This window comes from Verrucomicrobiota bacterium (assembly GCA_039192515.1).
In the GTDB taxonomy this organism is placed as follows: domain Bacteria; phylum Verrucomicrobiota; class Verrucomicrobiia; order Methylacidiphilales; family JBCCWR01; genus JBCCWR01.
Genome location: JBCCXA010000009.1, coordinates 1 through 20814 on the forward strand (window position 1 = coordinate 1; position 20814 = coordinate 20814).

8 protein-coding genes and 1 pseudogene are annotated in these 20814 nt (G+C 42.1%); 4 read left to right on the forward strand and 5 right to left on the reverse strand.

Features of this window, described 5'->3' with window-relative positions:
* The 3 genes and pseudogenes from AAGA18_05660 to AAGA18_05670 all read left to right on the forward strand — a co-directional run bounded on the left by AAGA18_05660 (nt 1) and on the right by AAGA18_05670 (nt 2799).
* Nucleotides 1-99: pseudogene (locus tag AAGA18_05660) on the forward strand (integrase core domain-containing protein).
* Nucleotides 100-425: 326 nt separating this feature from the next.
* Nucleotides 426-1535, forward strand: a complete 1110-nt coding sequence (locus AAGA18_05665) for a Fic/DOC family N-terminal domain-containing protein (protein ID MEM9444823.1) — start codon at nt 426-428, stop codon at nt 1533-1535.
* 184 nt (nt 1536-1719) lie between these two features.
* Nucleotides 1720-2799 carry a DUF3500 domain-containing protein gene (locus AAGA18_05670; protein MEM9444824.1) on the forward strand — a complete coding sequence of 360 codons (1080 nt, stop codon included), beginning with the start codon at nt 1720-1722 and terminating at the stop codon, nt 2797-2799.
* Nucleotides 2800-2871: 72 nt separating this feature from the next.
* On the opposite strand, the gene AAGA18_05675 is transcribed toward AAGA18_05670, so the two are convergent.
* From AAGA18_05675 to AAGA18_05695, 5 genes are read right to left on the reverse strand one after another with little or no spacing between them, the layout of a single operon-like run.
* Nucleotides 2872-3642, reverse strand: coding sequence for a thioesterase domain-containing protein (locus tag AAGA18_05675; GenBank protein MEM9444825.1), 771 nt, complete (start codon nt 3640-3642; stop codon nt 2872-2874).
* A gap of 27 nt (nt 3643-3669) precedes the next feature.
* Nucleotides 3670-6843, reverse strand: coding sequence for an amino acid adenylation domain-containing protein (locus AAGA18_05680; protein MEM9444826.1), 3174 nt, complete (start codon nt 6841-6843; stop codon nt 3670-3672).
* A gap of 15 nt (nt 6844-6858) precedes the next feature.
* Entirely contained in the window at nt 6859-7566 is a 708-nt protein-coding gene (locus AAGA18_05685) for a phenylalanine--tRNA ligase beta subunit-related protein (GenBank protein ID MEM9444827.1), read from the reverse strand.
* Between the two features lie 18 nt (nt 7567-7584).
* On the reverse strand, nt 7585-15279 hold the full coding sequence (locus tag AAGA18_05690) for an amino acid adenylation domain-containing protein (protein ID MEM9444828.1): 7695 nt from the start codon (nt 15277-15279) through the stop codon (nt 7585-7587).
* Nucleotides 15251-18664, reverse strand: a complete 3414-nt coding sequence (locus AAGA18_05695) for an amino acid adenylation domain-containing protein (GenBank protein MEM9444829.1) — start codon at nt 18662-18664, stop codon at nt 15251-15253. Before AAGA18_05695 ends, AAGA18_05690 begins: the two co-directional genes overlap by 29 nt.
* Before the next feature lie 119 nt (nt 18665-18783).
* Between AAGA18_05695 and AAGA18_05700 the strand changes: the two genes are divergently transcribed.
* Nucleotides 18784-20814: an AMP-binding protein gene (locus tag AAGA18_05700; protein ID MEM9444830.1), complete on the forward strand. Its 2031-nt coding sequence runs from the start codon at nt 18784-18786 to the stop codon at nt 20812-20814.

The following is a 20814-nucleotide window of genomic DNA, read 5'->3' on the forward strand; positions in this document are numbered from 1 at the left end:
AATATGACAGAAGCCAAAGTAGTGCTTGAAGACTATCGAAGAGAATATAACACCTATCGTCCTCACAGCTCATTGAATTATCTAACCCCACAAGAATTTTCCAATCGCCAAGGTTCTGTTCCGTTACGGACTATGTCCTTCACTGCACAGAACCTTGACAAACAACCTAAACCATTAATGATTAACAGAAATACTAACATTCTATCTGGTCCAAATTAAGAACTCCGGTCATCGTCTATACGGTTTGCGCCCTCCGGGTCACATTTTAGCTTCATCGCTTACGCGATGTGGTATTTATCACTAGAACTACAACAGGCTCACGAGAAATGTCATCTAGCTAAGGAAAGATAAGTCGTTATTTGTGTAAACTAAATAAATGTTTTAGTTTACACAAATGGAATAATGGATAATCTAGTTTACACAAAATGAAACCCTTTATTCCTGAGAAACTTCCGATCCAAAATATCGACTGGGAACCCCTGATACCTCTAATTGGTCGGGCTAACCGTGCCTTGGCTCATTATGATGGTGCCATCATGGGAATACCTAATTCATCAATCCTACTATCACCATTAACGACCCAAGAAGCTGTTCTTTCTTCTCGTATTGAGGGAACGAGAGCTACTTTGGGAGAAGTTCTAGAATATGAGGCGGGAAACGAAGATATCGAAGATAGCAAATTACTAGATATTCAGGAGATTATAAATTACCGGAAAGCACTTAAAGTTGCTGAAAAAGAACTCAAGAATAAACCTTTTCGGCTCAATTTACTTAGGGAACTACATAAGATCCTCTTGGCAAGTGTTCGTGGACGTAATAAAGGCAGAGGAGAATTTAGAACCATTCAGAATTGGATAGGCGCTCCTGATAGCTCAATTGATGAGGCTGATTTTCTTCCACCTAAACCTGAAGGATTAGTGAAGCATCTCGATAGATGGGAAAAGTTTTATCATTCAGGCTATCCTGATCCTTTAGTTCAATTAGCAATTGTTCATGCTCAGTTTGAAATCATTCACCCTTTCTTAGATGGCAATGGACGTTTAGGTAGAATCCTTGTCCCACTGTTTCTATATGAGAAAGAGATTCTCTCAAGCCCAATGTTTTATCTTTCAGCGTATCTAGAAAAATATCGGAGACATTACATTGATTCACTTAGAGCATTGAATGAGCCAGATCACTGGAACCAATGGATAAAGTTCTTTCTCAAAGCTATTTATATTCAGGCTCAGGATAATACAACAAAGGCCAGAGAAATTATGGTTCTATATGACAAGATGAAGACAACTATTTTAGAAATCACACGATCTCAATATGGTGTTCCTATGTTGGACTTTATGTTTGCGCACCCTATCTTCAAAAGCAGTCAGATAAGTTTTGCTAAAGCCACCCCAAGTAAACAGCTTATAGCGAAAATGGTTCGTGCTTTGAAAGAAGCAAGGGTGTTGAAAATCATGAAGGAAGGAAGCGGAAGACAAGGGCAAGTATATGGATTTGCTGAGTTAGTAAACATTTCTGAAGGCAAGAAAGTCCTGTGATTCTCTCTTTTAATTAAATCTTAATTATAGTTCTTTGAAATAACCTGATCTGGAGACAGGGGTCTTCATCACCAGAGATCCACTAGTAGTGAGATGTTTGCTATATCTCAACATTTTTAAAGTTCTTCTATACAGATGGGAATTTCGCTTTCATTCCGTTTTGTCGGTGGCAGTCTATGGTATCATGAGATTTCGGTTAGCTTTGGTGACAGGTGTGGCTTTATTGTTGGTGGCCGTGTATTTTGTTCGTTCATCTATCATCAACAAACATAATCCTTTGCCCAGTGAGACCTTCTTGACATATGAGGTTCCAAAAATAACGGATCGATCACCCGCCGCACAAGCAAAGGCAGCACATGATTTTCTGGGTCTTTTAAATGAAAAATTAAAGAAAAAAACACTTTTTAATTTAGACTCAGAAGAGCGAAGAAAATGGACGAACTATCCTCCTAAACGAAATGAAATGGGAGCTAGATTGGGTGAGCTAAATGTAGAGCAGATTCAAGCAGCTATGCGACTTTTAGCGACGGTGCTAAGTGAAGCAGGTTATTATAAGGCTCGTAGTATTCCTCTGGGTGACGATCAAACCGTTCCCGAAGGGAAGCGATACCATGGATTTGGTACACAAGATTATCGGGTAGTAATATTTGGAAATCCATCTGAAAGTGAATCATGGGCGTTGCAGTTTGATGGCCATCATCTTGCGATTAATGTGAGTATTCATGGTGAAAAAATGTCACTTTCGCCCTCTTTGTTTGGAACACAACCTCACTACTTTAAACTGGGAGAGCGTGAATTTCGTCCTATTGAGCCGTTTACCGATAAGGCGCATGCCGTAGTTAATACCCTTCAGCCAGAGCAACAGTCTCAAGCTATCTTGTCAGATGAAAGCAAGGACACAAGGTTGGCGTATCCTGAAAATGATGGCGAAATCCCCGAGCTTGTGGGTATTAAGGGTAGTGAGCTTAACCAAGAGCAAAAAGACTTGATGATCAGTTTGATATCAGAATACGTAAATTGTTTGCCAGACCATGCTTCTCAGCCAAGGATCCAATCCTTAAGCAAAGAAGTGGATCAAATGTACTTTTCCTGGAACGGAGCGACTGCGAAAAAAAGTCCCATGTCCTATCGAATCCAAGGACCGTCTATTATCATAGAATATGCGTGCCAGTTATTTAGTCCGGACCCACTGGATCAGATTGATCATATTCATACGGTGTATAGAGATCCAAGTAATGAGTATGGTCAGAAATTTATGAAGTGATACGGTGGTATCTTATCACTAAGATGCGCCCATGCAAGAGGCACTGATAATGAGAAGTAATTAGAGAATGCTCTAATTCGCAGGCATTAATGTCTCCACATGGTGGAGCAATTGAGTAATAGTATGAGCAAGTATTGGTGCGGGGAGGATATGAGGTTGGTTTTTGAGTATGGTTATGTCAAATGAACCATCAGCGTAGTCTTTCCATTTTTTGATATCTTCCACTTCAAGAAGAGTATCTGAATCTGAAGCGGTTACGAAAATAGGGCAGGTTAATTTTTCAACTTTAGTACGTTGGTAGTTTTCACAGTTGCGAAAGTCACTTCGTAATAGAGGCTCGACGAGTGACATGGTTTCTTCATCCTCGATAATCGCTTGGGGGAGGCCTCCAAGTTTGGCGACAGCCTTGCGAAAGGCCGTAGTGTCAAGGTGAGCAAGCTTTTCGGAGAGGGGTTGATGAGGTGGCCGAGAGGCTAAAGGGAGAAAAGCAAGTGGCAAAGTCATTTGTAGGGATTGGAGACGGTTGATAATTTCATAACCAAGCAAAGCACCCATGCTGTAGCCTAATATCATAAAAGGCTGGTCCATATAAGGCATTAGTTCTTTCGTTAATTGGTTAGCGAGACCTTCAAGAGATTGAGGAATGGGTTCTTTGGCACGACCCTCTCGCCCAGGATAACAAACTGGGCAGATGCTATATCCAGGAGAATCGAGGTTCATCAAGGGGTAAAAAATGCTGGCTCCACCACCTGCAGGTGGGAGGCAAAATAAACGCACACTTGTTTGTGGGAGAAGGCGTCCCATACGGTAGATAAGTACAACATTGCTATTTGGTGTGGTCATAAGCCATTGTCGGAATTTCTATGTCCCTTATATTTCAATTTCAATATGATCTTCGGATTTCTCGGACAGGTTACTCGAAATGAGTAGTGCATCAATGTGATTGGCTAAGTCTAAAAGGATAGGGCACTCGAAATGGACTCGAAGGGGCAATTCGACATCGAATTCTTTTCGTAGGCGGGTATTGGCACGAGTAGCAGAGAGGGAATGGCCTCCTAGTTCGAAGAAATGAGCATTGGCTCCGATAGTTTCAATATTGAGCATTTCACTCCAAATTTTAGCGATGGTTTCTTGAGTAGAATTTTCTAAGGGTTGGAATTCTTGTTTGCTTGAAATAGGATCTGGAAGGGCTTTGTGATCTATTTTACCGTTTGTGGTAAGAGGAAATTTAGATAGTACTACCCATCTATGAGGAATCATGGCTTCCGTTAAGTGAGCTTTGAGGTAGCCTTCAAAGTGTGCTCTTGGATTCTCGGCAATACTAATAGATTTGTCTTCTAAGACAAGATAAGCAACTAGTTCTCTTGATGAAGGGAGTTGTGAGACATGTGATTGTTTTACAGATGGGTGCTCGTTGAGGGGGTATTCAATTTCTGCGAGTTCAATACGTTGACCGCGAATTTTGATTTGATGGTCATTTCGGCCTAAAAACTCAATTGTTCCATCGGCAGCATAACGAGCGAGGTCTCCAGTGCGGTAAAGAACTTCAGAGGAGGAAGGTGTATTTTGCTTATAGTATGGATTGGGGATAAAGCGTTCTGCTGTTAGGTCAGCTCTTTGAGCATAGCCACGCGCTAAGCCGATGCCACCAATATAGAGTTCGCCTTCGACTCCTGTAGGAAGCTCATTTAGGTCTTGATCGAGGATATGAATGCTTGTATTAGCAATAGGCTTGCCTATGGGCACCTGCGTCATAGCCTGCCCTTGGTCACAAGACCAATGGGTGACATCGATGGCCGCCTCGGTAGGGCCATAAAGGTTTTGCAAGGAGGTGTTGGGCAAGAGTTCTTTGCATTTGGCGACAGTAGAGGGATTCAACTTCTCACCACTGCAAATGATGAGACGCAGGCAGGTACACTTGACGACTTCGGATATTTCTAAAAGCACTTCGAGCATTGGAGGTACAAAATGAAGTACGGTGATTTTTTCTTTTTGAATCAATTCGACTAAGGCTTGACCGTCTTTGTGTTGCTCTGGTTCCGCTAGTACTAAGGTTGCACCTGTCATGATAGGCCAGAAAAATTCCCAAACAGACACATCAAAGCCAACAGGGGTTTTCTGCAAAACACGGTCAGAAGAGGTAAGTGAGTATTGTTCTTGCATCCATAGCAAACGGTTGGCAAGCGCTTGATGCGTATTAATCACCCCCTTTGGTTTGCCTGTAGAGCCGGAGGTATAAATGAGATAGAGTGCTTGGTCAGGATTTGGATTACTCGGAATGTGTGGGATGGAGAGTGTTTTCTCTAATTCCTTTTCGTTTGCCCAATCGATCACTCTGCAGTTTGTTTTGAGCTCTTGTAGGTTTTGTCTTTGATCTGTAACTATGGCAACGGGCGTACTTTCCTCTAACAAGCTTTGTAGACGTGCTTTCGGGTAAGAAGGGTCTAATGGGAAGTAAACGGCATTGGCTTTGAGAATAGCCAAGAGAGTGATAGGTAGTTCTAGGGAGCGTTCTAGATAGACAGCAACGGGTTGTTCAGGTCCTGCTCCAGTTTTTTTGAGTAGTGCAGCAAGCTGTGATGCTTTTTCATGAATTTCTTTGTAGTTAAGGTTTATTCCTCTGAAGCGCAGTGCAGTCATTGCAGATTCAGCAAATTGTTCAATGGGTTCAGTAATTGAGAGGGCGTGCTCTTTCCAATTTTGTTCAGTTGCATTCCATGATTGAACTATTTTTCGTTCTTCCTGTGTATAGAGGGTAATGGATGAGAGTGGTTGATCAGGGTTGCAGAGAATTTGTTGAAGGATTTCATTGAGATGTGAAAAGAGGTTATGAATCATTGACTGAGAAAAGCGAGGTTCCTGATACTTTGCTTTGATGGTAAGGGTATCATTTTCGATGGCTAATAAGGTCATTGGAAAGTGTGTCCATTCATCGAATTCAGTACCATCTAGTCTAAGATTATCTTGTTTTTCGTTACTGCCAGCGGGAAGGGGATAGCTTTCTAGCACAAATAGCCAATCGAAGAGTGGGTTACCTTGATTGGTCCAAGACTGGATATCACGCAGAGCAACATATTCATAGGAGGAAGCGTCAGCCTGGTGTTTCTGGAGGTCTTTTAGCCACGTGATGATGGGAGCTTGTGGTAGCAGTGAAAGAGAGACGGGAAGGGTATTAATGAAAAGGCCGACCATTTTCGTAGAATCAGGTAAATTACTAGGCCGTCCAGAAACAGTATGTCCTAATGTCACATTTCGGGAGTCTTGATATCGACCAAGAAGAATACCTATGATACCGAGTAAAAGGGTGTGTAGGGTAACCTGGTGTGTTTGTGTCCATTGACGAATAGCATTACTCTGTTCGGAAGAAAAGACAAACGACTCTTCGCCAAATTTTTTAGCATTTTCTTGGTGAGAACTAGAGGAAAATGATTCTGCAACCAAGGATTCGGTCCAGAATTTTTCGGCCTGTTCAGCATTTTGTTTGAGTAGCCAGGCAATGTAGTCTTTGTAGCGGCTGCGAGAAGCTTGGATAGGTGATACTGTTAGACCTTTAGCAAGTGCGAAGTAGTCAGTGAGAACTTCTTGTAAGACTTGTCCAGCTGACCACCCATCTAAAATGAGGTGGTGATAACACCAGACTAATTTAAAGGAAGAGTCAGAGAGACGGATTAAATGAAATCTGGTTAATGGAGCAGATTGTAGATTGAAACCTTCACTTTGATTAGCTGCTTGCAAGGCCTTTAGTTTTTTATCTTGTTGCTTAGGACTATCTGACCAGTCTAGTTCGATCCACTGTAATGAAACTTCATGATAGACGACTTGGAATGGTTCATCACGCTGCTCCCATTGAAAACCTGTGCGTAGGATTTCATGCCGATGTAAAGCTCTTTCCCAGGATTGCTTAAGGATTTGCGTGTCGAGATTTCCTGACAAAGAAAGAACAATTTGGGGAATGTAGATTCCTTTTTCAGGAGCCAGTAGTGAGTGGAATAAAAGCCCTTGCTGTGTTGAGGATAATGGGTAGATGTCTGCGATATTTGGCATGATTATAAAGACTTGTTAGAATTCAAGGTTGGGATGGTTAATGTGAAGGGTATGTGTTTTGGCAGATGCTTCACAAAATTTTGTGAGTAGGCTCAAAATAAGCTCAGTACCTTTTTTCGCATTTGATGCAGCAGAGTCACCTAGGCAGTCGACGTTCATGATGATTTTAGAAGTGTCCGGAGAAATGAGAGTTTGACAGGAATTTCGCCAATTCCAACGTCGGCACATGACCTCGTTGCCTACTACATAAATGAGTTCTTCTGGCTCTGGAGATTCTTGTTTGGCATCTTTGCCCAACGGTAAAAAGGATTCCTGTCCAGTTGCTTTTCTTAGCTGCAAAGCATCGCCATATGATTGTGCACGTTCGACATCATCTCCTCCAACAGGAATTTGTAATCTAAGAGAGGCTATATTCATAATAGCAACAACTTTCGAGATAAAAGGGAGTTGAACCTCAAGTTTTTGAACCCTTTTGAGCAAATTTTTGTGGGCAGGAGGAAATTTATTCGGGTTTGATCCGAATTGGCGATGAACTTTATCCCAAGATTGCACACTGGAAAGGTCATTGGGTGTGCTTAAGCTTTTGACTATAGCCTCTGCTTCTCTTAGCAGCTCAGTTAGCTCAGCACTTTCGCCTTGATTGTTGATTCCTTCTGCAATCACGATTCCTCGGTGAAAATGCGGTGCTAATTCGAATACTTCTGGTTTTAATTCTATTTTCATTAATTTTAAATTGCTTATCTAGAGATCTTTCAGGAGCTGGTCAAGTTCACCGGGTTTGAAATCCATAAGAGAAAAATCAGATTCGCTGTAACCGGATCCTGATTGAGGATTGATGCAGAAATCTGTGAGTTCTTTAATCTCTTTTTCAAGTCTTTCCACAAGGGTTTGGATGGTTTTGCTCTGATGAAGGCTTGGATTGTACATCCAATAAATTTTTAAAGTTTTCTCTGAAATAATTGCGTTAATGTCGAAGAAAACATCACGTTTATCCTCCGGATGGCGAGCCTTACCAGAAGATTCAGTTGCTCTTCCGAAAAAGGAAGAATTATTTAGGAGTTGATCGGTCTGGCCTAGATAATTAAAGCGAATAGATGGCAAACTAGATTTAGCGTAACCTCTTAAAACGCCATAGCTTAGCCCTTCATCAGGAAGCTGGTGAAATGCTTCTTTCACACTTTTTAATGAATCATCTAAAGTCTGATTAGTATTTGTTGGAAAGGATACAGGGAAGAGGCTAGTCAGCCAACCTACGGTTCGTGAAAGGTTAAGGTTGGAGTCTCCTTGTTGGCGCCCATGGCCTTCTAATTGGATGCCTAAGGAGTGATGCTTAGTCCAGGAGGTAACTGTCCGGGCAAGTGCAGCCAAAAGAAGTTCGTCTACTTTGATTTTATAGTTTTTAGGAACTTCATTGAGTAGTTTCGCCGTTGCATCCTCGTTTATAATAAGGGAAGCTGTTTCTGCTTCACCCATGAAGATCTTGCCTGATGGGTCATCGACGGGTAAAGGTGATTGCAATGAGTTTTCTTCAATTTGTTTCCAAGTTTTTTCTGTTCCTTTGAATGCACGTCGGTTTAAGTCTTCCACCCATTTTGAGACTGTTGAAGAAGGAGGCATGAGTTCCGCGCTGCCAATTTTACCGATTTGAGCATAGAAGTTCTGAAGATCAAAGAGTAGAATGCGCCAGGAAATACCATCGATAAGTAAGTGATGGCAGACAATGAGAAGGCGGCGGCAAGGTGACTTGGTATTTGCATTTAGTTCAAAATAAACAAGGTGCCATAGAGGACCGTTTGTGAGGTTAAAACCCGATTGTATAGAAGCAGCAACCTCTTCTATTTTTTTTTGTGGTTCATCTGTTGTTTCAACAATTTTTGTGAATGGTGCTTTTTTAGGAATTGGAGTGTAAGTTTGTTTCCAACTACCATTTGTTTTAGTGTATATTGATCGGAGGGCGGGATGTTGGCGGTAGAGGGTATGTGCTGCTTGTTCCAATTGGTCGATATTAAGAGGCTCAAGAATACTGAGCAGAATAGATTGATTCCAGTGATTAGGATGATTTAAGGGAAGTTTGAAGAACCATTCCTGGATAGGTGTTAAGGGCACCACGATTTCTTGATCTTCTGGGAGATGTTCCTGAGTGTGATTCTGACCAACCTGTGCTACGGTTGCAAGACCTTCGATAGTTGGATGTTGGAAGAGGTCTCGCGGAGTAAAGCTAATACCTTCTTGTTGAGCTTTAGCAATGACTTGTAAGATAAGAATGGAATCTCCACCTCGTTGGAAAAAATTATCTTTTATACCAATCTTTTCTACTCCAAGAACAGTTTTCCAAATAGCTAGTAGCTGTGTTTCGCAGTGATTTCTTGGAGAGTAGATTCGCGCACTTGTCAAATTCTCTAGGTCAGGAAGAGCGCCACGATCGATCTTACCATTAGAAGTTAGAGGGAGTTTTTTAATGGCACGAATAGCTGAGGGGATTATCTGTTGAGGCAGTTGCTCCGATAAAAATTGTATTAGCTTATCTTCTGATATATCACTTTCAACAAAAGCGACGAGCTGGTTTTTGCGAAGGACAACACAAGCATCTTTGATACCCTTGTGACTGCGAAGGACGGACTCAATCTCTCCTGGTTCGATACGGAAACCTTTGAATTGAAATTGCTCATCATACCTTCCCAAGTATTCAAGTATTCCATCTTGGCGGAGTAATGCCTGGTCACCCGTCCGATACATAATAGCTCCGACTGATGGGTTTGAAGCGAATGGGTTGGGTAGAAATTTCTCTTTGGTTAATTCCTGTTGATTCCAGTAACCCTGAGCAACACCGCTCCCAGAAATATATAATTCTCCAGCGATGCCAATAGGCTGTAGATTTAAGCTTTCATTGAGAACATAAAGTTGAGTGTTGGCGATTGGTAAGCCTATGGGAATATTCTCATAGGTGAGGTTTTTTTCTTGGACCTCATAAATACAACAACCCACAACCGTTTCTGTAGGACCATACTCATTGAAAATTCGAACTTGGGGGTAGTTCTCGCGCCAGAATTTGACATGTCCTGCGGTCAATGCTTCGCCACCTACAACTATGGCTTTGGGCAGTTGATCAGTAGCTAAATCTTTTGGGAAGATAGGTTCTAAAGCAGATAGGTGAGCAGGCGTTAGTTTGACTACACTAGGGCCAGTTTGCATCACTTCTGATAGTGCTAAGATCACATTCTCTTCAGGAAGCAAATGAACGGCTTTGCCTGTGAGTAGGGGTGCTAGAAGGCTAGTAATGGTTGCATCGAATCCGATGGAGCTTTGGACCGGTGACCCCCAACCTTCTGTATATGGATAGCTTTCCAAAGCGTGGTGGAGGTAGTGCATGAGTCCTTCATGAGAAACAGTAACTCCTTTGGGTTTTCCAGTTGATCCAGATGTATAAAGAATATAACAAGAGAGGTTATTTCTCAAAGCCGGAAGAGGAAGCTCGTTCTTAGTAAGAGGTAGTGCAGCTAACGAATCTAAGACCAATGTGCATCCAGCATTCTCAGTCATGTAGTCTTGCCTAGCCTTTGGGAGCTGAGGATCTATAGGAACGTAGATGCCACCAATTTTCATAACGGCAATTACGGCGATGACTAGATCGGGAGTTCGAGGTAATTTAAGCCCCACGGTATTTCCGGATTCTATTCCTTTGGCTTTTAGGCCTTGGGCGACAAGATTAGATTTTAGATCGAGTTCACGATAAGTAATTACATCTTGATTCCAGCGAACTGCGATAGCAGTAGGCTGAAGTGTTGCTTGTGTTTGAAATGCGTCGATAAAGGTCCCGGATTTGAAAGACTTTTGTTCCCCCTTTGAGTATCTAAGGATACAAGATCGTTCCTCTTCAGGAATAAAAGCCAAGGATGTAACAGGTTTTTCTGAGTTTTGAGTAAGGGCTTCAAGAAGCTTTTTGAAATGCTTAGCCATGCGTTCAATACGTGCATGAGCAAACAAATCACTTCGGTATTCAAACCGTCCTGTTAATGAACCATCGTTATTTTGTGACATCGAGAGCGTGAGATCAAATTTCGCAGTAGAGGCGGGAAGGGGGAAAGGTTCTATGGTAAGGTCGTGGTTGGTAAATTGAGGAATCTTAGTGTCAGTTTGCCAAAGGAAAAATGTCTGAAAGACAGGTGAGTGGTCCCAACTTCTCTCAGCTCCTAAAGAAGAGACTATTTGCTCAAAGGGTACACTTTGATTCTCAAAGCCATCCAAGACTGTTTGTCTAACGAGTCTTAAAATATCATGGAAACTTTGATGTTTTTGAATGCGAGTGCGTAGCGCTAGTGTATTGACAAACATGCCAACGACTTCTTCCCATTCAGAATTGGGGCGGTGTCCTATGGGACTGCCTATGATCAAATCTGTTTGATTCGTGTAACGGAACAAGAGTACTTTGAAAGCAGCTAGCAAGGCCATATAGAGTGTAGCCTCATGATCTTTTGACAGATTACTGATTTGCTTAGTTAGTTCCCTCGAGATAGTAAAACGCAATTCTGAAGCAACTGGTTTTGCATCAGTATGACGAGGGAAATCAAGCGGCAAATCAAGAGTGGGGGGTAGATTTTCTAGCTGTTTTTTCCAATATTGTAAGCTGTCGGCTTGGTCTCCTTTTTGCTCATTATAGGCGTAGTCACTATATTGAAGTTTTAATGTTTTTAGCTCCTCTTTTTGGGCGATAGTTAAGAGATCTCTTAATAAAATTCTTAAGGACCAAGCATCACCGATTAGGTGAGGGATAACTAATAAGATAATATGTTGATTAGGTTGTGATTTAAAACAGGAAATTCTTAAAAGGGGTGTATCTGAAAGGTCGAAAGGTTTGTAAGCTATCTTTTGTAATGCGTTACGAATCTCTTGCTGTCTTTTTTCTTCAGGTAGATGGCTTAAGTCTAAATAATTTAATGAAGGTAGCTTGGCTTTATCTTGCAATACTGGCTTGGGTTTTCCTGCTTGGTCAGCTGGAAAAGATGTATGAAGTACTTCGTGACGTTGGCAAAGTGTCTGCAGTGCTTGCTCAAGTTGATTGGTATTGAGTGATCCTTGGACTTGGATTGCTACTGGAATATTATACGAAGGGTTGTCGGGATCAAGTTGTGTAAGAACCCATTGCCTTTGTTGTGCGTGTGATAGAGTAATCGGAATGTTTTTTGGGCGTTTCTGAATAGGCTTGCTTTGTATTCTATGTGAAGAATCAATAGCTTGGGCAAATTCATGAATAGTAGGATCATCAAATATTGTACGAAGCGGGAGTTCAACGGAAAAATTTGATCTAACTTGCGCGATCATACGAGCTGCAAGAAGGGAGTGTCCACCAGCTTCAAAAAAGTTAGTGTTACCGTTTGTTAAAGGGCGTTCTAAAAGTTCTCCCCAAATCTTAGCAAGCTTTTCTTCCGTTTCGGTGACTAAGGGTGAGATAATTTCTTCAAGCTCATGTTGGAATTGTTCTCCAGGCTGAGGGAGTTTTTTTCGGTCAACTTTGCCATTGGGGTTTAAAGGAAAGGTTTTCAGAACTTGGTATTCTGAGGGAATCATATAACTTGGAAGTTGTTTGACCAAAAATTGTTTGAGCTTAGGAATAGATAAGTCGGTACTGGGAGATTGGCACCAAGCAACAATGCGCTTTTGTGTTTCAGATCCATGAAGAGATACCACAACTGCTTCAATATTTGGGAATTCTAATAGCCTGGATTCAATCTCACTGAGTTCGATGCGGAAGCCTCGTAATTTTATTTGGTGATCGATTCTCCCCAAAAACTCAAGTGTGCCGTTTGCTTTGAACCTGGCGCGGTCACCTGTGGCATAAAGTCGAGTGCCTCTAAAACTTGTGAACTTCTTCGCTGTTAGACTTTCTTGCTTGTGATAGCCAGGGCTTAGACCAAGACCTGATAAGTAGAGCTCTCCAGGGATACCAATAGGCATTTCATTATATTGCTCATCCAAGATATGGAACCCTGTATTGGCTAATCTTCCACCAATGGGAATACTTTCCTGGTTTAGATGGCCTTTCGTAATTTCTAAAGCACCAGACCAAATGGTGGTTTCTGTTGGCCCATAAAGATTCCAAAGTGCAGAACCAGAGGCAAAAAGTTGTTTAGCTAAGCTGGAGTCTAAAGCTTCTCCACCACATAATATCTTGAGGTCAGGTGAGCCTCTCCAGCCGCACTCAAGGAGTAGCCTCCAGCTTGCAGGTGTTGCCTGCATGATGGTGGCTTGGGATTTCTCAAGCAGATGGGTTAAAGCAAATCCATCCGAAGCTGTTTCTTCATCAGCAATCCAAAGATGTGCACCAACCATCAGAGGCAATAACAATTCCAATGTTGCGATGTCAAAGGCAATAGTTGTGACAGCTAAAAGAGTATCTGATGCATTTATGCCAGGTGCCTCAGCCATCGACTCAAGAAGGTTGACGAGGCTCCCATGCTGAATGGGAACGCCTTTGGGTTTTCCAGTGCTTCCACTGGTGAAAATAATATAGGCAAGAGCGTCTTGTTTTACTGTGATAGGTAGAGGTTCTTTTGAATTTTGGGCAATGAGGGCGGCATCACAGCTGAGATCAATTACTCGAATACTTTTGTCCGATGATGGAGGTGAGTTACCATTTACAATGATTGTTTTTGCTTCCGAGTCCTCCAGAATCATCTTGAGTCGTTCTTCGGGGTGTGATGGGTCCAGCGGCACATAGGGGGATCCACTTTTAAGTATGGCAAGAAGCGAGATCACAAGTTGTTCCGAGCGTGGCAAGCAAAGAGCGATAGGTGAATTTGAGTTTTGGCTTTGAGAGTGTAGGTAATGGGCAAGTTGATTAGACTTATTTTCTATTTCTTCATAAGTGTAGTGCTGTTTATCAAAACTAACTGCGGTATCTTTAGGCTTGAGTTGAACTATTTGAGAAATTAATTCATGGATACTTAAGGAAGAAATTTCTTTGGCTGTGCAGTTCCAATTATTAATCTGTTGCTGCTCTTTGGGGGTAATGAGATTGTGCTTGGAGATAGCTTGGTCAGGAGCATTTACGGCTGCATGTAAGAGAAGCTTAAGATGTTCTGCAAGCCGTGAAATGGTTTCTTGGTCAAACAAGTCGACGTTGTATTCCAAAAATCCTTGATAACCGTTTTTGGTTTCTCCTACTTCTAGGCTCAAGTCAAAGCGAGAGCTTATTTTGTCTGGCGCAATGGATTCAAAGTGTAAGGATTGCTTGGCTTTTCCATGGGAGTCTGACTCGGTCTCAGTTCTTAGCAAAAATTGAACTTGGAATAGGGGGTTATGGCTCAATTGGCGGTCAATCTTTAAAACATCCACCACTTGTTCGAAAGGGATTTGTTGATGTTGGAAGGCTTCGAGAACTTCTTTGTGTGTGTTGTTTAGCCATTGACGGAAAGTCCATTGAGAAGTTGGCTGACATCGGAAGACTAGATTGTTGACGAAAAGCCCTATAAGGTTGCGTGTCTCCTCTCGTTCACGATTAGAAACAGTGGAACCAATACAAAAGTCTTCTTGGCCTGAATAACGAAATAAAAGAGCTTGTAAGATAGAGAGTAGTGCACTGAAGCATGTCGTACGTTCTGCTTTTGCTAACAAAGCTAAAGCTTCCGAATCCTTTTTTGAGAATTCAATAGGTAGGCGTGATCCATTGAAAGTTTGGCGTTTTAGCCTAGGACGGTCTGATGGAAGTTTGAGTAGAGGGGAGACACCGTCTAATTTTGTTTTCCAGTAATCGAGTTCAGATTGCAATTTGTCTTGTTGGCTTTCTTGCCAAACGGCATAGTCGACATATTGGATTTCTAAGGGTGGCAGTTTACTTTTTTCGTTTGAGAGATAGCAGCCGTAGATATATTGCAATTCTCCCATAAGGACGCGAAGTGACCAAAAATCAGCAATGATGTGATGAATGACGAGGTGGAGAAGCGTACAACCGCAATCATCCTTACCTAGTTTGGCTCGAATCAGGGGCAGCTCAGATAGAGTGAAAGGGGATTGGTAAAGTTGTTCTATATCGTTGGCATGGCCCGATCGTAATGCAGGCAATACATACTGTGGTTCAATGATTTGCCAAGGTGTTCCTTCTTCGGAAATGAAGCGAGTACGCAAAATTTCATGGCGAGAAATGATATCATTAAAGGACTTATAAAGAATCGTTTCGTTAACCTCATCTGCGATTTTAAGTGTCGCAGGGATATGATAAACTGTTAAGCCAGGTTGAAGCTGGTCAATAAACCAAAGCCTTTGCTGGGCTGGAGATAGTGGGAATCGTTTTTTTTTGTGCGACGCTTTTGAAGTCTTAGTGTCAGTAGATTTTTCAGCAAGAAGTTTAGCTAGAAGCTGGCGCTTTTCTTCAGCACTCAGCTTGGACAGATCTGCTTTCTCATGGGCAGATTTAGAAAGTAAATTGTTCTCGTCCTTCATGATTATTTTCCTGATCTGCTGGAGTAAGAGATGCGATCTGTTGTTTCCGGTCGATTCGTTTGCTAAGCGTAGATACAGTAGGTGCATCAAAGAGGTCGATTACGGTAAGTTCGACTCCAAATGTTTCTACAACTTTGGCGATCAGTTGGGTTACTAAAAGCGAATGTCCACCGAGCTCGAAGAAATTTTCTTCGACTCCAATCTCATCTATTTCCAGCGTAGCGGTAAAAATATCGGCAAGTTTGATTTCAGTAAGTGTTTGCGGAGGTGTTCTGACTGTTACTCGATTATCATTTGGTTCCGGTAGTGCTTTTTCGTCAAGCTTTCCATTCGGAGTAAGAGGTAGTTCATCTAGCCAAATGAAGGCAGAAGGAATCATGAATTTGGGCATTTTTTGTGAGAGATATAATTTAATTTCCTCATCACTTTCGTGTTGTTTCTTGTGGGGAATTGCATAAGCCACGAGTCGCTTATTACCCTTATCAGATGTTTTGACCCTAACGAGGCCAACCTTGATGTCTGGATGTGTTTCTAAAACAGTTTCTATTTCTTGTAGCTCAATGCGGTAGCCACGGATTTTTGTTTGGTGATCAGTTCTTCCCAGAATTTTAATTCGTCCATCAGAAAGGTACGAAGCAAGATCTCCACTTTTATAAAGTAGTGGGATATTGTAGTTACGTCCTTTGACCGGAGGAAATGGATTCGGAATAAATCTCTCTGCTGTAAGTGATGGACGATGATGGTATCCACGAGCGAGACCTATACCCCCAATATGAAGTTCACCAACAACTCCTGGTGGGCATATTTCCAAAGAGTCATTTAGTACGTATAATTGTTTATTTGCACTAGGTGTGACTGTGGGTGTGAGTGGAGCACCATTTCCGCAGGTTACCATACTAGCATTGACACTTGTCTCTGTAGGACCGTAAGCGTTGATGAATTTTCGGCCTTGGCTCCAGTGCTCAATTAACTCCTGTGGGGGCGCTTCACCTCCCACTAGAACCATCTTCAGTGAAGGATATTTATGTGCAGGAAGAGCATTTAGGGCAGATGGTGTTATGGTGATATGACTTACCTGGTGCTTATTAATCAAATCGCGCAGTGAGGGGCCGGGAAGTAAGTTTTCGGCTGGTGCAAGGAGTAGCTTAGCTCCAGCGGCGAGTGTCATAACAAATTCAGGAACAGAGCCATCAAAACTGAATGAGAAAAATTGAAGAATACAATCATCTGAGGTTATCTCACAAACCCGAATTTTATCCTCTGTTAAGTTAACAAGTCCGCGATGTTGAATAAGTGTGCCTTTAGGTTTTCCAACGGAACCTGAAGTATAGATAAGATAGGCTAGATTATCAGGTTGGACATTTGTTTTTGGATTTTTTGAAGAATAAGATGAGAGTGAGATTGTGTCTAGATTGATACGAGTCAGAGTTTTTTCAACTGAATCCTCAATAGTGAAATCACCGGTGGTAATGAGTGCTGATGAACCTGAGTCGGATAAAAGGAAGCGGAGCCGTTCTTCGGGGTAAGTGCGATCAAGAGGTAAGTAGGCAGCTCCAGCTTTTAGAACAGCAAGTAATGAAATGACCATTTCAAATGAGCGCTCTACAGCTATGCCAACGACACTTTCGGGTTTAATTCCCTTTTCGATGAGGAAATGAGCTAGCTGATTGGCACGTTCATTTAGCTTTCGATAGTTGAGTTCGGTAGAGCTTCCGTTGTCAAAAACTAGAGCAATAGCTTCAGGTGTGCGTTCGACTTGAGCTTCAAAAAGCTGGTGATAGCAAAGTGAATCTTTGAATGGCTTATCATGCGAATTCCATGATTGAAGATAAGCTTGTTCTTCTGTTTTAGTAAAAATGGAAAGCCCGGAAATGGGTGAAGTTGAGTTTTGGATAATCGATTTTAAAAGACCAAGAAAATGGTTGGACATTCTATCAACAGTCTCTCTTTTGAAGAGATCGGAGTTGTATTCGAATCCTCCAACAAGTCCTTCATCTGTTTCATAGAGATCGAGTCCTAAATCATGTTTGGCAGAAATCTGTTCTTGTGCAAGGGGCTTAAGACTTAAGCCTGGGAGCTGTAGTTCTGAGGTGGAAGCTCTCTCTAACTGAAATTTTACTTCGAAGATAGGACTTCTACTCATATCCCGTTCAGGCTGAATCGCTTCAACGAGTTTTTCAAAGGGAAGGTCTTGATTTTCGTAAGCAGATAGAGTTGTGGAACGAACTTGTTTTAGTGTGTCTATAAAGCTTGCTGTCGGAGAAATTTGAGTTCGTATGACAATGGAGTTGACGAAAAAGCCTATCAAGCTTTGGACTTCGTATCGGTGCCTATTGGCAATGGGGCATCCGACTAGGAGGTCATTTTGTCCAGTGTAGCGGTTCAAAAGTAATTTGTATGCGGTTAGCAAAACCATGAATAGGCTCGCCGATTGGTGCTGGCCAATTTCTCGAAGTTGTTGAGTTATTTTATCAGGAATATTGAAGTGAACCATATCACCATTCGAGGTTTGCATTCTCTGGCGCGGGTAGTCAGTGGGTAGGTCAAGAGTTGGAAGTTCTCCAGAGAGTTGTTTTTTCCAATAATCTAATTGGTTTTTGAGTCCTGCATCATCCAAGGACTTGTGTTGCCAGATAGCAAAGTCAGCATATTGGATGGGAAGAGGAGTAAACTCAGGTTTAGTTCCTAAGAGGTGCGAGCGATAAGCCTGAACCAGTTCCTTGATTAGAACTTCAAAAGACCAACCGTCAGTAATTATATGATGAAAACAAAAAAGGATCACAAATTTTTCATCCTTTATTTGATAAGCTGATGCTCTGAAAAGAGGTGCTTGATCTAGGGAGAAGGGGGTTGTTGCCATGATCTCAATTTCCTCCTTAATATGAGACTCAGGGCTTGGCTGGTCGCGGTGGTCATCAAAGATAAAATCGATAATTGCTCGGCTGAGAATTTCTTGAACTGGTTCACCTTTAATTGAAATAAAACGGGTTCGTAGTATTTCATGTCGTTCTATGAGTGTGTTTAGACTCTCTTCTAGAATTTCTAGATCTAAAGTACCTTGCAGCTCTAGAGCAAAGGGGACATTATAGGTCCAGGATTCAGGTTGCATTTCTTGCAGAAACCAGAGTCTTTGCTGCGAAAATGAGAGTGGAATTTTCTGTGGGCGAGGGTCACAACGCTCAATTTGAGCTGTTTTCGGCGTGTCTCTGGGAGCCGATAAAAAGGAAATAATTTCGGCTTTTTGCTGAGAAATTTGCTCTTTAAACTCATTAATAATCTTGGCAGAACCGCTGATTTTCAATTTGCCTTTAACGACCTGTAGGTTAATACCCCGATTTTGTAAGTCTGCTAAAAATGAAGTAATATTGGAGCTTTTAGCTTTCAATGGTGTAGAAGGTTGGGGTTGACTGGTGGTTTTTAGGCGAGTATTTTTAGGGTATCAGCCTTGTCAATTGCAAGGCTTTGAGTAGTTGATTTAAATTCTCTCTTTGCGTCTATTTATTCATGAAAAGTATAAATGAAACATTATATGATCACTTTCGCAAGCTTTTTGAGATTGAGTCTAAATCTAAACAAGAGGCTTTTTTAGTTTACAACTCTAATTATTCGGAAGGGGAATGGGAAAAACAATATGACGTTTTTACCTACTCGGACCTGTATGAGAGGGTTATGATTATTTCTCAGCACATGAGGGAAAAAAAATTGCATGGGCAGATTTTAATTGCACAGGATACGGGTATCGAATTTGTAGCTTCTTTTTTGGCCTGTCTTTTTACTGGAAGGATTGCCGTGCCCATTCCCAAGCCAAAGATGGCAAAAGAGGGGCAGAGGTGGGTGCATGTAGCAAAGGATGCTGGGGCAGTTGCAGTATTATCCGATATGAAGGCCCAGCAATTTTTCCGACCTCTAAATGGCTTGGAATGTATTTGTACGGCGGAGCTAACCGAAAAAGCAGAAATGAATCTGGAAAGGCCTCGGCTAGAAGATGTGGCCTTTTTGCAATACACCTCAGGTTCTACAGGGTTGCCAAAGGGAGTCATGGTGACGCATGCAAATATCATGCATAATCTATCTGCAATTCAGCAGCGTTTTGGCCATACCGAGGATAGTAAGGGGGTGATATGGCTTCCGCCGCATCACGATATGGGCCTTATTGGGGGGATTTTGCAGCCGATTTTTGTTGGCTTTCCTGTGGTATTGATGTCTGCGAGCACCATTGTAAGAGCTCCTTATAAGTGGCTAGAAGCTATTCATCAATTCAAAGCGACAACCAGCGGGGGGCCTGCCTTCGCCTACCAACTTGCTGCTCAAAGGATAACTCCTGAAAACAAGCAATTACTGGACTTGTCATCCTGGGAACTAGCATTTGTCGGTGCAGAAACAGTTCGGGCAAATGTTTTGCAAGAATTTGCAACTGCATTTGTAGAGTGTGGTTTCAATCCGAAAGCTTTTCTACCTTGTTATGGCATGGCGGAGGCTACCTTAATGGTCAGTGCGCCAGAAAAAGGAACGGGTTGGCGCCTAGCTCAAGCGAAGCAGGCGGGAGAAGTGCCACGAGTTTCTTGTGGGCATGTCTCTGAGGGGATACAGGTATTGATTGTTGACTCAGACAATAAAATCGAGAAAGAGAACGGAGAAATAGGTGAGATTTGGGTTTCAGGTTCGAGTGTTGCCAGAGGGTATTGGAATAACGAACAAGCGACCCAAGATATCTTTAGAGCAAGTCTGTTTTCGTCGCTAAGCTCTGAGAACTATCTAAGGACCGGTGATCTTGGCTTTCTCGATCAAAATGAACTAGTGATCTGTGGCAGGCTCAAGGATTTGATCGTGATTCATGGTCAAAATTACATACCTACGGACCTTGAGGAGTCTGCAGCAAAAGCGATAGGTCTGAATGCTAGTTCGATCGTAGCATTTGCTATTGAAAATGGGATAGAAGAACAGGTCGTCATGGTTTATGAAATGCGGCCGAGTCAAAGAAATGGGCGGTCATGGGAAGAAATATCTATGAACGTCTATGATTGTATTCTTAGCGAGTGGGCTTTAGCAATTGCTTATTGTATAGCTGTGAATCCGGTCAGTTTGCCTCGAACAACTAGTGGTAAATTGCAAAGAAGGCAGTGCTGCCAAAATTTCCAAGAAAAAAGATTGAGCACTTTGTTTGAGCAGAGTTTTCTTGGAGATGATACCGCGGGCGACTTACTTGATCTTCCTCAGGATCAGGAGTCATTCAACCACTTTGTTTGTGATCAGTTTGCCAGAGTATTGGGACTAAGTGGGAGTCAACTTGATCACCGTAAGGGCTTTTTTGAAATGGGACTTACTTCCGTGACCGGTATGGAATTAAAAGCTCGCTTAGAAAGGAGTCTCAAAATGGAGCTCCCTGCCACTCTTATAATTGATTATCCAAATCTTGAGACGCTTCTACTTTATCTAGGGAACCAGCTATTTGATAAAAGAGAAAAATCTGAAAACTATTTTGAAGTAGTGGACAAGCAACTGGACGAGTTAGAAGCCTTGCTAGATGATTCTTGA

What these genes read in the sequence shown, in the direction of transcription:
- AAGA18_05700 (MEM9444830.1), top strand. Translation starts at nt 18,784, where the DNA reads ATGAAAAGTATAAATGAAACATTATATGATCACTTTCGCAAGCTTTTT.
- AAGA18_05680 (MEM9444826.1), bottom strand. Translation starts at nt 6,843, where the DNA reads ATGCCAAATATCGCAGACATCTACCCATTATCCTCAACACAGCAAGGG.
- AAGA18_05675 (MEM9444825.1), bottom strand. Translation starts at nt 3,642, where the DNA reads ATGACCACACCAAATAGCAATGTTGTACTTATCTACCGTATGGGACGC.
- AAGA18_05665 (MEM9444823.1), top strand. Translation starts at nt 426, where the DNA reads ATGAAACCCTTTATTCCTGAGAAACTTCCGATCCAAAATATCGACTGG.
- AAGA18_05670 (MEM9444824.1), top strand. Translation starts at nt 1,720, where the DNA reads ATGAGATTTCGGTTAGCTTTGGTGACAGGTGTGGCTTTATTGTTGGTG.
- AAGA18_05690 (MEM9444828.1), bottom strand. Translation starts at nt 15,279, where the DNA reads ATGAAGGACGAGAACAATTTACTTTCTAAATCTGCCCATGAGAAAGCA.
- AAGA18_05685 (MEM9444827.1), bottom strand. Translation starts at nt 7,566, where the DNA reads ATGAAAATAGAATTAAAACCAGAAGTATTCGAATTAGCACCGCATTTT.